Raw genomic sequence first — 13,392 nt, 5'->3', positions numbered from 1 at the left:
ACGGCACGGCCCACGCCGTGACCAGCACGACGTTGCCTGGTCGATGCGTGATCAGCAGCGTTTCTTAACGTCGATGTCGCCTGTCCATCGCCTGGATGACGCGTCGGTGTCGGGCCGCCGGGGTTGGTTGGTCGTCGCACCCCTCGTGAACAGGAGCTCATCGACGTGTCTTCGTCTCGTCGTACCTTCCTTACCGGCGCTGGCGCCGCTGGCGTCGGCATCGCCGTCGCCGGCGCTCTCCCGTCCCTGGCCCAGGCGCACCCGGGCCGGCCGCACACGCCGGGCAAGACCGGCCACGTGCCGTTCCCGCCGCTCGTCGACGACCCCGACGGCATCCTGGCCCTGGCTGAGGGCTTCAGCTACACGATCGTGACCCGGACCGGCGTCACCCGGCTCGACAAGGGCCAGGGCCTGACCCCGGCCGACCACGACGGCATGGCGGTCTTCGACGCCGGCCACGGCCGCTACACCCTGATCCAGAACCACGAGCTGGACCCGGGCGCAGAGTTCGGCGTACCGCACGTCAAGGGCACGGTCTACGACCCGGGCGCGGTCAACGCCGGTGGCTGCACCGTGATCAGGACCGACCGGGCAGGTCGCAACCTCGGCGAGTTCGTCGCCCTCTCCGGCACCGTCGCCAACTGCGCGGGCGGCCCCACCCCGTGGGGGACCTGGCTCAGCTGCGAGGAGACCGAGGACCGGGCCGGGGACGACTGGGAGGAGGACGGCCGGACCGGCACGTTCCAGAAGGACCACGGGTACGTCTTCGAGGTCTGGGCCGACGGCAGCGCGGACCCGAAGCCGATCAAGGCGCTGGGCCGCTACTCGCACGAGGCGCTGGCGATCGACAAGGACCGCACCAAGATCTACCTCTCCGAGGACGCCGACGAGCCCAACGGTCTGTTCTACCGCTGGACCGCCCCGCGCGGTGTCAAGCTCGGCCCCGGCGTGCTCACCCGGCTCGCCCCGAACGCCGGCACCCTCGCCGCGATGCAGATCATCATGGACGACGGCTCGGTGCTGCCGGACGTCGCCTACCTGACCTCCGCCCAGCTCGGCCGCCCCTTCAAGGTGCGGTGGATCGAGGTGCCGGACCGGGACGCCCGGACCACGCCGGTACGCGAGCAGTTCACCGACGGCCAGGTCACCCGCGGCCGCAAGTTCGAGGGCGTCTGGGGCACCGACGAGGGCGTGTACGTCGTCAACTCGTACGCCTGGGACGAGGGCGACCTGCCGGCGGACGCGGCGCCGCACGACGGCATGGTCTGGTTCTACAACTACCAGGACGAGACGATCCAGCTGGTGACGTACTTCCCGCACCAGACCCAGTCGGAGGAGGGGACGGCGGTGAAGTACACCGACCTCACCTTCGACGGCCCGGACAACGTGACCGTCACCCCGTGGGGCAGCCTCGTACTCGCCGAGGACGGCTCGGGCGCCTCGCACGTGCTCAGCACGGTCCCGGGCGGCCCGACGTACGCGATCGCCCGTAACCAGCTGAACGACTCGGAGTTCTGCGGGCCGGTGTTCAGCGCCGACGGCAAGGTGCTCTTCGTCAACATGCAGGACCCGGGCCTCACCCTGGCCATCACCGGCCCGTGGGAGAAGTACCTGGGCTGAGCACGGATTCACCCGTACGGGGGGCCAGGCGATTCGCCTGGCCCCCCGTCGCGCTTCCGACGGCGTGTGCGGGACGGCCGCCGCGTGATCGGATGATCGGATCGGACCGCAGCGGTCGGGCGCTACCAGGGTGCCTCCGGCCAGGCTTGACGTCGAAGGGAGGCCACCGTGATCTCGGCACTCAACCGGCTCGTCGACCTCGTCGAGGAGCACCTCACCGAGGAGTACCTCGCCGGGGAGCACCTCACCGAGGAACTCGACGTCGACGGACTGGCCAGGACGCTCGGCACCACCGAGTACCACCTACGGCGGATGTTCTCGTCGTTGGCCGGCATGCCGCTGTCGGAGTACGTACGCCGACGCCGGATGACGGTCGCCGCCGCCGACCTCGTCCGGGGTGGTGACGACCTGCTGCGCATCGCCGTCCGGTACGGGTACGGCTCGACCGAGGCGTTCGGGCGGGCGTTCCGGGCGGTGCACGGCGCCAACCCCGGTGACGTACGCCGCGACGGCGGCCCCCTTCGCACACAACCGCAGCTCAGGTTCCGCCTGACCGTCGAAGGGAGTTTCCCCATGCACACCCGCATCGTCGACCGGCCCGCGTTCCGGCTGGTCGGACACGCGACCCGGGTCCCGCTCGTCCACCGGGGCGTCAACCCGCACATCCAGCAGCACATCGCCGCGCTGCCGATGGAGGAGCACGTCCGGCTGAAGGCGCTGAGCGACACCGAACCGGGTGGCCTGCTGCAGGTCACCGACGATCTCGACCCCGACGCCGCCGAGGGCACCGAACTCACCTACCTGCACGGGGTCGCGGTCGCCGGCGACGCCCCGACGCCCGCCGACCTCGACGCCATCGAGGTACCGGCCGGCAGGTGGGCGGTCTTCCGGACCAGCGGGCCGCACCCGGAGACGCTGCAGAACACCTGGGCGGCGACCGCGACCGACTGGTTCCCGTCGAACCCGTGGCGGCTGCGGCCGGGTCCCTCGATCGTCGCGATTCTCGACCGCGCGGACGACTTCAGCACCGCGACCTGCGAGCTGTGGCTGCCCGTCGAACCGAACTGATCAGCCCGGCAGCAGGAGTCCCGGGCCGGCCGCCTCCCGCCATCCGGTGGGGCGGCCGGCCCCGGCCGTTAGACTCATCTCCGTCGTCGGCGCTCGGTACGGTGGGACGACAACGTCCGGAGCGGCCCACGACCCCGGAGCGATCCAGATGAGTCACGACCCCCTCCCCGATCCCTTCGCCGGACAGCCCGACTGGGCCCCGACCCCGCCCCGACCGGTCCTGGTCGTCTCCGCCGGCGACCGGGTCGAGTTGCGCGGTCGGCGGGTGCTGGTCGGGCTGCCGGGGCTCGGCTGGCGCGGCGACCTGCGCGCGGACGAGCGGGTGGTGCAGGGCAGCCGGACCTACGTGCCGGTGCTGCCGGAACAGGAGTGGTACCGCGCCGAGGCCGAACGGGTCGAGGTCTTCGCCCCGCTGATCCCGGCCGAACGGGTCTGGGTGGAGACCCTCGGCGACCCGCCGCAGTGGACCGTCGAGGGGCTGACCATCCCCCGGCCGGCCCGCGGCGACGTGATCTCCCGACTGGTCTCGCTGGACGCGCCGAGTCACCCGCTGCCGGTGCCGGTGGTCGAGGCGGACGCCGTCTCAGGTCGACGGGTCGTCCAGGTCGACGAGACCGGCGAACGGCGTGACCTGCGCGCGGTCACCGAGGTCTACACCAGCGCCGAGGGCGACATCTGCGTACGCGTCGCCGCCGAACTCGACTGGTACCGCTGGGCCTGGAGCGGCCGCCCACCGACCACTCTGGAAGTCCCCGTCCACCTGCTCTGGATCGAGTAGTCGGCCCGGCCCGGTCAGGTGGCGCGGGCCGCCTCGCAGACCCGCCAGCCGTCGCCCTGCCGGGTGACGAACCGCCACCGCTGCCGGTCGGTGTTCGAGATCGACTCCACCCGGTACGAGATGACCAGGTCCACAGAAACCTCGGCGACGTCCTCGTCGGTGGTCCGTACGTCGAGCGGCCCCCACTTGACGATGAAGGTGACCTGAAACCGCTGCTCCCGGGCGGCGAGGTCGTCGCGCAGGGCGGACAGCGGGGCCAACCCGGCGGCCGAACCCTCACAGGTCATCAGACCGGCGAGGACGTCGTTCTTGTCGACCATGAAGGCCTGCAGGTAGTTGTTCACGACCACGTCCGGCGCGCTCCGGTCGGGTGCGGTGAACCGGTCGTAGAGGGTGTACGCGATCGCCGCGCCGGCGAGGCAGAACAGTGCCGTCGCGGCGGCGACGATCACCAGTATCCGCCGCCAGGGGAAGCGGCGACGTGCCGGCGGCGCCGGTGGCGGGGCGACCGGCTGTTCGGCACCGGCCTCTCCGGACGGGGTCCGCTGGGTGGGTACCCGGGACACCTGGGAATCGGCCGGGGGGTGCACGGATTCCACCCCCTGAGGCTATCCGCTGCCGGCCCGCCGCCCAATGGTCGCGAATTCCAGCTTGGTAACCAAAAGAGAGCAAGTTATAACTTTCTGCTATCGATGCCACTTGTCCCGGCCTGGCGGTCCGGGCGGCTCCACGAAGATGCCGGACCGCTGGGATACCGTCTCAGTCCAGAACAGAGGCGCCGGCCACGGCCGACGGCGGAGGAGTTGGTGCGGTGGACACCTGGAGGGATCGGGCCAGCCACGCCGCCGCGCTCAGCTGGCGGGCCGCCAGCACCACCGCCGCCGCCCTGCACCGGCAGGCCGCCGCCACCACCGCCGCGGCCGCCACCGTGCTGGAGACGTTCCGACCGGCTCCGGCCGGCCAGGCCCACCAGCACGAACTCGCCGAACGGCTCCGGTCGGCGGCGAGCCGACTCACCCCCGGCTGGCTGGGCGCACCTCTGGACGCCCAGTCCGAGGACACCCCGCTGGGCGGGCCGGGGCTGCCGACGTACGTCCGGATCGGGGTCGCCCAGCCGCTCGACGACGCCCGTTTCCCGGCGGTGGTACCGCTGCTCGGCACCGGCCACCTCACCGTCGACGCGGACAGTCGGGACCCCCGGGTCGCCGGCCTGCTCCGCGCCGTACTGCTGCGGCTGCTGGCCGCCGCACCCGCCGGGTCGCTGCTGGTCCGGGGCGTGGACGCGGCCACCGAGGGCGAGCTCTTCGCACCGTTCGCCCTACTCGCCGACGCCGGCCTGATGCCGCCGCCGGTCACCGACCGCACCGGCCTGCGGGCCGTGCTGGCTGAGGCCGAACAGTGGGTACGGCCGGCACGTCCCACCGCCAGCCGCCACCAGCGGCACGACCGGACCCTGCTGCTGGTGATCGGTTCCCTGCCGGAGCTGACCGAAGGGATCGACCTGGCCCGGATCGGCGCACTGGCCCGGGAGGGACCGGAGGCGGGGCTGCACCTGCTGGTGGCGGGCTGGCCGCCGCCGCCGTTGACCGAGGAGACGACCCAGCCGCCGCTTCCCCGCAGCACGATGGTCGCGGTACGGAACCCGTACGCGCTGGTCGGCGACCCGCCAGGCGGTTCGTTCACCGCTCCGGGGGCCACCCCGCCGCCGTCCGGGCTGAACGCGCCGGTTTTCCTCGACGAGGCACCACCGCCGGCGCTGCTGGACCGGGTCTGCCGGGAGTTGGCGGCCCGCCTGGCGGCCGACTACCGCCGTACCCTGGCCGACCTGCTGCCCGACCCGGCGGAGAAGCTCTGGGCCGAGAGCGTGACCGACGGGCTCAGCACCCCGGTCGGCCACGACGGGGACCGGACTGTGATCCTCGGCTTCGACGAACGTACCCCGCACTGGCTGGTCGGCGGCCGGGCCGCCGCCGGCAAGAGCGGATTCCTGGTCAACGTGCTGTACGGCCTCGGCACCCGGTACCACCCGGACGACCTGGCGATGTACCTGGTCGACTTCGCCGACGGGGCGGCGTTCGACGAGTTCGTACCCGCCGAACGCGGGCCGGCTCCGGAGGCCGCCGGCTTCCTGCCGGAGAGCGACGAACCCTCGACCACGGACGACGACCGGGACCGGCCCTGGCTGCCGCACGTCCGGGCCGTCGGGGTCCAGGCCGACCGGGAGTACGGCCTCGCGCTGCTCCGCGACCTCGACGCCGAACTCGACCGCCGGACCGGCACCGGCACCGCTCCCGCCGAGAGTCCGCCCGCCGGCAATCCGGTCGAGGCCGCCGCCGGTGCCGGGTTGCCGCCCCGGATCCTCTGTGTGCTCGATGAGTTTCCGGTGCTGCTGGCCGGGGACGACGAGGTGGCGACCGAGGCGTTGCGCCGACTCGAGTCGGTGGCCCGGCGCGGGCGCGCCGCCGGCGTACACCTGATCCTGTCCAGCCGGCCGACGCCGGCGCTCGCGGCGCTGCGGGACCGCCGGGAATCGTTCCTCGGCCAGTTCCCGGTCCGGGTGGCGTTGCCCGGCGGTACCGACGTGCTGGAGCCGGCGAACGACTCCGCCGCCGGCCTGCCGCTGGGTACCGCCGTGGTGAACACCGCCGGTGGGCTCGGCGGCCCCCGGGGTGCGACCCGGGGCCACGAACGGGTGGTCCGGTTCCCCGATCCGCACGTGGCGGAGGGGGTTCTCGACGGGCTGCGGCAGCGGCTCTGGGCCGAACGCCCACCGTCGGCCCCGGCTCCCGCGGTCTTCACCGGCTACCTGACCCCGGCCCGCCCCGACGAACCGCCGGCCGCGCAGCCGCCGTCGGGCGACGCGCCGCCGCCGGCCGGCTCGGCCGCGCTGGCCCGGATGGGCCGGGTGGTGGAGGTGCGACCGAGGCTGGCGGCGGTGGAGTTCGGGCCGGTGCCGGGCCGGCACCTCGCGGTGTTCGGGCCGGCCGGCGCCGACCTGCTGGACACCGCCGCCCGTGACCTGGCCGCCCAGCACCAGCCCGGCGCCGCGCGGTTCGTGGTCGCCGCGCTGGTCGAGCAGGGCACGGCGGTCGCGGACGCGCTCCGCGCCGACCTCGCCGGGCGGCATCCGGTCGAACAGGTCGACAGTGCCGGCCTCACCGCCGCCCTGGACCGGAGCGAGCCCGGCTACCTGGTGGTCTTCGGCATGGACGGCTGGGACGCCGGCACCCTGCCGCCGGGCCGGCTGCCCGCCGTGCTGCGGGACGGACCCGCCCGGGGATCGCACCTGCTCTCCTGGTGGCGGACCACCGCCCGGTTCGTCGACCAGTTGGCGGCGCCCACCGGGCCGGGCGAGGCAGCGGACGAGCCGGGGGCGGCGCCGGACCACGAGCCGGAGACCGGCCCGCTGGTCGACAACCTGGTCTTCGTGGACGTACCGGAACGGGAGGTGGGCCTGGTGCTGGGCCGGAGGGTGCCGTGGCGGCCCCGGACCGGCCGGGCACTGCACCACGACCTCCGGACCGACTCGGCGACCCTGTTCGTGCCGTTCGCCCCGCCGCCGAGGAGGCGTACGCCATGACCACCGACGACGCCTGGCAGGAATACCTGGCCGCCGCACAGCAACTGGACGCGGTACGCCGGGAGGCGGCCACCGCCGCCGGTGCGCAGGCCCGGGGGGTGCACGCCGCCCGGGAGGAGCTGACCGTGGTACGCGCCCGACTGGTCCCGCAGCAGTCCCGGTTGCGGGCTCTCGGCGTACCGGAGGCGGAGCTGCTGCCGTCGGAGCCGGAGGTGGCGGCGGCGGCCCAGGCGATCTCGACCGGCCCCGAGGCGGTACGCGCGGCGCTGCGCCAGGCCCGGGTGAACGCCGACGCGGCGGACGCGGCCACCCGGCTGCCCGGCTCCGGCCCGCTGCTGGCCCGCCCGGACACCTGGTGGCAGCTGCTGCTGGTCGGTGCGGTCGGGCTGGTCTTGGTGGCGGTGGCCGTGGCGCTCTGTCTCGGCGGGCTCTACCTGCTCCGCTGAGCCCGGCACATCCGGGTCACTCCCACCAGAACCAGATGAGGGACGGTTAGGTTGGACCCGCAATGACTGTATCGGCGCCCGGGTGGTGTCACCAGGTGCCGGGGTCGTCGAGGTCGAGGGCCGGCTGGTACCCGCTCAGCACCGTCAGGCCTTCCGACTCGGTGTAGCCGTTCCCCCAACCCTTGAGGAACGCCTCGACGACGCAGGGCCTGACGAACATCTCCAGCACGTCGCTGCCCTGCCGGCGTGCGCGGTAGGACCCCGCGACGAGGTCGGCGGTCCCGGGGTCGCGGCCCGGCACGGGTTGCGCCCGAACCGTCAGCCAGCGACCAGATTCGTCACCGATTACGAGTGAGCCCTCGGTGAAGGAGCCACGCTCAGTCCGGGCCAGCGTGATCGAGCATCCGAGCAGGCGCCCGCCTGGTGGCAGCGTCTGCAGGCGGAACGGCGCCACGCAGCGGTGTGCGGCGTCGAACCGGACCCGGCCCGCCGCGTCCGTCGCCTCGTCGCGGCCGGTCGCGTAGATGTCGAGCTGGGCCCAGAGCCCGTCGACGGGTTGCCAACGAACGAACCACAGTTTCGTGTCGCCAGACGGATCGAACCAAGCGACCCCCGGGCGGCCTCCGACTCGCGTGTCGGTCGGTGGTTGCGGTCGCCCCGCCGACGACAACGTCTGCGGCAGCCCGTCGAGCGTCGCGACGCTACGCGCCAACACGAACCGAGCCTGCCCGGTTGGACCCCGGAACTCAACACTCTCGACCCCGCGCCCGGCGCTCCAGGTCGCGGACCAGGCACCGCTGACCAGGCTGTCGGTCGTGAAGTGCACCACGCCGGGATCGGTCCCCACAGCCTCGGGCCATGCGATGGCGCCGGGCTGGCCCGGTGCGTCCGGCAGCACGAGTGCCGTGGCCGGCATGGTCGCGCCATCGGGTGCCCGACCGGCCGGAATCACCATGACCGCCGTGACCAGGACGACGGACGCCGCTGTCGTCGCCCCGGTGATCAGCCAGCGTCGACGCAGTCGCAGCTGGTGCCCGCGACGCCGGGCGTGTTCCACGATCGGCGCGGGGTCGATGTCGCCGCCCGCGTGGTGCTTGAGCGTCGTGGCGAGCTGCTGATCGAGATCGCTGAACATCAGAACTCTCCTCCTGTCCGCGCGGGGACGGATGCTTCCTGCCGCTTACGAAGTGCCGTCAGGGCCCGCTTCGCGTGGGTACGAACCGTGCCGGTCGAACAGTCCAGAATCTCGGCGATCATCGCGTCGTCAAGATCCTCGTAGTAGCGCAGGACAATCACGGTGCGTTGACGTATCGGCAGAGCACAGACGAGCCGCCACAGCGCGTCACGTTCGGCGATGCCGGCGGCTTCGTCCGTAGCGTCCGGTTGATCGGCCACAACGGCGACAGAGATCTCTTGGCTGCTGCGCCGGCGCCACCAGGAGTGATGGGCGTTGACGAGCATCCGACGGACATACGCATCGGGTCGATCCGTCCGGGAGATACGCGCCCAGCGGGCATACGCCCTGGCAAGGACATCCTGAACCAGGTCCTCGGCCCGATGCTCGTCACCGGTCAGCAACCGGGCGAGCCGCACCAACGCCGAAGTGCGGGCGAACGCGTACTCCTCGAACGTCACACCCGTTTAACGTCGCAAGTCAGCCAATCCGTAGACATCCCAGGAGCACCTCGCGAAGGAGAACCGCAAGAGGTCCGGAGGCCGAGCCGCCACCCCTCCTGCGCCCGCGAACTCGCGCTGCGCCGAATTGAGGTACGGGGTCGGCGAGCACATCGTCCATCCGTGGCCGTCCCGATCCGCCGCCGGTCGCTGCTGCCGGCGATCCCTGATTGAGGGATATGACTGTCCGTCATATTTATGCCGGAGAGTCATGTCATCGCAACCGGATATGCCGCTGCCGGCGGCACCCAGCGCGCCTGCAGCACCCTGCGTAGCGGCCGGACCACGGCGGGCAGCGCCGGCCAGGATCGGTCCGGCGGGCAGCCGCCGGGGTCAGGAGCGGAGGATCAGCGACATCGCCTCGGACCGGGACTTGGCGTCCCGCTGCAGCAGTCCGCGGACCGCCGAGGTGATGGTCTTGGCGCCGGCCTTGCGGATGCCGCGCATCGCCATGCACATGTGCTCGCACTCCAGCACCACGAGCACACCGCGCGGTTCGAGCCTGGTCATCAGCAGGTCGGCGATCTGCGAGGTGAGCCGCTCCTGCACCTGGGGACGGCGGGCGTAGACCTCGACCAGCCGGGCCAGCTTGGACAGGCCGGTGATCCGGCCGTTCTCGCCCGGAATGTAGCCGATGTGCGCGACACCGTGGAACGGCAGCAGGTGGTGCTCGCAGAGGCTCATCACGTCGATGTCGCGGACCAGCACGAGTTCCTCGTGGTTGGCCTCGAAGGTGGTGCTGAGCACCTGGGCCGGGTCGACCCGGAGCCCGGCGAAGAGTTCGGCGTACGCCCGGGCGACCCGGGCCGGGGTCTTCCGCAGGCCGTCCCGGTCCGGATCCTCGCCGACGGCGACCAGGATCTCCCGGACCGCCTTCTCGATCCGGGCCAGGTCGACGCTCTGTTCGACCGGACCGCCGCTGAGCCGTCCGTTGACCAGCCGGGCGGCGAGATAGTCGAGCCCGGCGGCCTCGTCGAAGTCGTCGTGTCCGTCGAACTCGGCGGGCTCGTCATCCGGCTCCGTGGAGGAGACCGCCTGGGAAGCCGCGGAGTCGGCGGCGGCAGCGGCAGCGGCTCCAGACGCGGCCAGGCCGCCGGCGTGATCGCCGACGGCCTGGTGGTTCCCGGTCAGTGGGTGCCGTCCGAGGTGGAGTTGTTGTTGGTCGACTGCGGCGGGTTGCCCCCGATCGCCGCCTGGCCGTCCGCCACGGCCTGCGCCTTCAGCGCCTCCTTCTCGGCGGGGGTGAGCACCGGCGGCTCGGTCGACGGCTGCCGCTTGCCGAAGCCGTTGTACGGCGCCATCGGCGGCCGCTTCACCACCCGGGCGCAGATCCGCGCCATGTCGGCGGTGGAGAGCGTCTCCTTCTCGATCAGCTCCAGCACGAGGTTGTCCAGGACGTCCCGGTATTCCACCAGGATCTCCCAGGCCTCGTCGTGGGCCAGTTCGATCAGCGAGCGCATCTCGGCGTCGATCTCGGCCGCGACCGCGTCGGAGTAGTCCCGCTCGTGGCCCATGTTGCGGCCCAGGAACGGCTCGTCGGCGCCGGTGCCGTACTTGATCGCACCGAGCTTGGAGCTCATGCCGTACTGGGTGATCATGGCCCGGGCCAGCGCGCTGGCCTTCTCGATGTCGTTGCTGGCGCCGGTGGTCGGCTCGTGGAAGACCAGTTCCTCGGCGGCCCGGCCACCCAGCGCGTACGCCAGGGTGTCGATCATCTCGGCCCGGGTCTGGGTGTACTTGTCCTCGGTCGGCAGCACCAGGGTGTGCCCGAGCGACCGGCTGCGGGACAGGATCGTCACCTTGTGCACCGGAGCGGAGTGCGGGAGCGCCCAGGCGACCAGCGCGTGCCCACCCTCGTGGTACGCGGTGATCTTCTTTTCCTTGTCGCTCATCACCCGGGTCCGGCGCTGCGGGCCGGCGACCACCCGGTCGATCGACTCCTCCAGCGCGTCGTTGGTGATCGCGCGCTTGTCGCCGCGGGCGGTGAGCAGCGCCGACTCGTTGATCACGTTGGCCAGGTCGGCACCGGTGAACCCGGGGGTACGCCGGGCCACGGCGTCGAGGTCGACGTCCGGCGAGAACGGCTTGCCCTTGGCGTGCACCCGCAGGATCGCCTTGCGGCCCTCCATGTCCGGGGTGTCGACGGCGATCTGCCGGTCGAACCGGCCCGGACGCAGCAGCGCCGGGTCGAGGATGTCCGGCCGGTTGGTCGCGGCGATCAGGATGACCCCGCCCTTGGTGTCGAAGCCGTCCATCTCGACGAGGAGCTGGTTGAGCGTCTGCTCCCGCTCGTCGTGGCCGCCACCCATACCGGCGCCACGGTGCCGACCGACGGCGTCGATCTCGTCGACGAAGACGATCGCCGGGGCGTTCGCCTTGGCCTGCTCGAACAGGTCCCGGACCCGGCTCGCGCCGACGCCGACGAACATCTCGACGAAGTCGGAACCGGAGATGGAGTAGAACGGCACGCCGGCCTCGCCGGCCACGGCCCGGGCCAGCAGGGTCTTACCGGTACCGGGCGGGCCGAAGAGCAGCACACCCTTGGGGATCTTGGCGCCGAGTTGCTGGTACTTCGCCGGGTTCTGCAGGAAGTCCTTGATCTCGTGCAGTTCCTCGACGGCCTCCTCGGAGCCCGCGACGTCGGCGAAGGTGGTCTTCGGCGTGTCCTTGGTGATCATCTTGGCCTTGGACTTGCCGAAGTTGAGCACCCGGGAACCGCCGCCCTGCATCTGCGACATGAAGAGCAGCAGCAGGATCACCAGGATGGCGATCGGCAGCAGGTTGACCAGCAGCGAGACGAGCAGGTTGTCGCCGGAGACCTCGGTGTCGGCCGGGCCGGTGATCCGGTTGTTGGCCTTGGCGTCGAGGACCTGGTGCCAAACGTCCTGGCCGATCTCGTACGGGAACTGGGCCTGGATCTTGTCGGTCTCGGTGTCACCGAACTTGGTCGGCTGCGCCAGGTCGAGTTGGAGCGTCTGCTCCTTGTCCTGGAAGATGGCCTTCTTGATGCCGCCCTTGTTGAGCTGGTCGAGGGCCACCGTGGTGTCGACCCGGTGATAGCTCGGGCCGCCACTGAAGAATGAGCTGAGCGCGATCGCACCGATGATCACCAGGATGATCCAGACCACCGGCCGGCGGAAGAAACGCGTACGTTCCATGCTGTTGTCGAGCGCCGAAACGCCCGGACCCTCCTGATCGACGTCCTGATCGTCTGGTTGCCTGACTGTCGCCGCCTGAGCGGCGGCCGGAACCGTCCCCCTGGGGGTTGACTCCGGCACCGGGGCACTTGGTACCGCGCCACGGTCATTCGACGGTACACCGTGAACGCGAGGAGCGAGCCCGCGAGCCCCCGGGGTGACCGAGAGCCTCCCGCGCCTTCTCGGGGTCAATCAGGGCAGGAGACCCGGCGCGGAACTGCTCCGCGCCACCACCGCATACCGTAACCGCGATTCCTGGGAGCGCGCTGTACGTCGGCTCCACATTTCGCCACCGGCGATCAGGATGGACAGGCCGGGCCAGACCCGCCGAGCGGGTGGCGGACCGGACGCAGCGTCAGGAACGGCTGTACACCTCGGGCTTCAGCACCCCGACGTAGGGCACCTCCCGGTAGCGCTCGCCGAAGTCGAGGCCGTAGCCGACGACGAACTCGCTGGGGATGTCGAAGCCGACGTACTTCACCGGCACCGAGACCTTGATCGCGTCCGGCTTGCGGAACAACGCGACCACCTCGACGCTGGCCGCCTCCCGGGACTCCAGGTAGCGCAGCAGCCAGGAGAGGGTGAGGCCGGAGTCGACGATGTCCTCGACGACCACCACGTGCCGGCCGGCGATGTCACGGTCCAGATCCTTGCGGATCCGCACCACGCCCGAGGAGGTGGTGCCCTGCCCGTACGAGGAGAGGGCCATGAACTCGATCTCGGTCGGCGGTCCCTGGCGACCGAGCGCCCGGGCGAAGTCGGCCATGAACATGACCGCGCCCTTGAGCACACCCACCAGCAGGAGACCGTTGTCCACCGACGCATAGTCCGCCGCGACCTGTTTGGCCAGTTCCGTGATCTTTTCCCGAATCTGCTCCTCCGAGATGATCACGTGGTCAATGTCGGCGTCGTACCAGGAGCCCTGAGCCATGCCGCCTAGCCTGCCGTACGCCGGTTCCGGCCTGTCGCCGGGGCGGCACCTTGCTGCGCTCGCCACCCCGGCTGGCCAGGCGGACATCGACAGCACGG

Annotated in this window: 10 protein-coding genes and 1 pseudogene; 5 read left to right on the top strand and 6 right to left on the bottom strand. The window is 71.6% G+C overall.

Annotated features, from left to right (window positions below; all coding sequences use genetic code 11):
• The first annotated feature begins 165 nt into the window (after positions 1-165).
• From ABGB05_RS02600 to ABGB05_RS02590, 3 genes are all read left to right on the top strand, one after another.
• Positions 166-1,620 (top strand): alkaline phosphatase PhoX, encoded by a 1,455-nt coding sequence (locus ABGB05_RS02600; protein ID WP_347651480.1) that lies wholly within the window; start codon positions 166-168, stop codon positions 1,618-1,620.
• Positions 1,621-1,788: 168 nt separating this feature from the next.
• Positions 1,789-2,688 carry a GyrI-like domain-containing protein gene (locus tag ABGB05_RS02595; protein ID WP_347651479.1) on the top strand — a complete coding sequence of 300 codons (900 nt, stop codon included), beginning with the start codon at positions 1,789-1,791 and terminating at the stop codon, positions 2,686-2,688.
• Between the two features lie 148 nt (positions 2,689-2,836).
• Entirely contained in the window at positions 2,837-3,466 is a 630-nt protein-coding gene (locus ABGB05_RS02590) for a hypothetical protein (RefSeq protein WP_347651478.1), read from the top strand.
• Positions 3,467-3,480: 14 nt separating this feature from the next.
• Here ABGB05_RS02590 and ABGB05_RS02585 read toward each other — a convergent pair whose 3' ends face one another.
• The gene (locus ABGB05_RS02585) at positions 3,481-4,056 is read right to left on the bottom strand and encodes a hypothetical protein (protein WP_347651683.1); all 576 of its coding nucleotides are present in this window, start codon (positions 4,054-4,056) and stop codon (positions 3,481-3,483) included.
• Between the two features lie 296 nt (positions 4,057-4,352).
• Here ABGB05_RS02585 and ABGB05_RS02580 point away from each other — a divergent pair, with 296 nt between their 5' ends.
• Positions 4,353-7,046: an FtsK/SpoIIIE domain-containing protein gene (locus ABGB05_RS02580; RefSeq protein WP_347651682.1), complete on the top strand. Its 2,694-nt coding sequence runs from the start codon at positions 4,353-4,355 to the stop codon at positions 7,044-7,046.
• Positions 7,043-7,360: pseudogene (locus tag ABGB05_RS02575) on the top strand (hypothetical protein); the annotation flags it as partial. The gene ABGB05_RS02580 and the pseudogene ABGB05_RS02575, both read left to right, overlap by 4 nt.
• 220 nt (positions 7,361-7,580) lie before the next feature.
• Here ABGB05_RS02575 and ABGB05_RS02570 read toward each other — a convergent pair.
• The 5 genes from ABGB05_RS02570 to hpt form a co-directional block, all read right to left on the bottom strand.
• The gene (locus tag ABGB05_RS02570) at positions 7,581-8,627 is read right to left on the bottom strand and encodes a hypothetical protein (protein WP_347651477.1); all 1,047 of its coding nucleotides are present in this window, start codon (positions 8,625-8,627) and stop codon (positions 7,581-7,583) included.
• Positions 8,627-9,127, bottom strand: a complete 501-nt coding sequence (locus ABGB05_RS02565; protein ID WP_347651476.1) for a SigE family RNA polymerase sigma factor — start codon at positions 9,125-9,127, stop codon at positions 8,627-8,629. Before ABGB05_RS02565 ends, ABGB05_RS02570 begins: the two co-directional genes overlap by 1 nt.
• Positions 9,128-9,499: 372 nt before the next feature.
• Positions 9,500-10,105, bottom strand: coding sequence for a GTP cyclohydrolase I FolE (gene folE, locus ABGB05_RS02560; protein ID WP_347651681.1), 606 nt, complete (start codon positions 10,103-10,105; stop codon positions 9,500-9,502).
• A 188-nt stretch (positions 10,106-10,293) separates the two neighbouring features.
• Positions 10,294-12,324: an ATP-dependent zinc metalloprotease FtsH gene (gene ftsH / locus ABGB05_RS02555; RefSeq protein WP_347651475.1), complete on the bottom strand. Its 2,031-nt coding sequence runs from the start codon at positions 12,322-12,324 to the stop codon at positions 10,294-10,296.
• Positions 12,325-12,718: 394 nt separating this feature from the next.
• Positions 12,719-13,294, bottom strand: a complete 576-nt coding sequence (gene hpt, locus ABGB05_RS02550) for a hypoxanthine phosphoribosyltransferase (RefSeq protein ID WP_347651474.1) — start codon at positions 13,292-13,294, stop codon at positions 12,719-12,721.
• Positions 13,295-13,392: the final 98 nt, after the last annotated feature.

Source organism: Plantactinospora sp. B5E13, assembly GCF_039871775.1.
In the GTDB taxonomy this organism is placed as follows: Bacteria; Actinomycetota; Actinomycetes; order Mycobacteriales; family Micromonosporaceae; genus Plantactinospora.
Note: the sequence above shows the minus strand (reverse complement) of the source record. Positions and strands in the feature narration are given on the sequence as shown.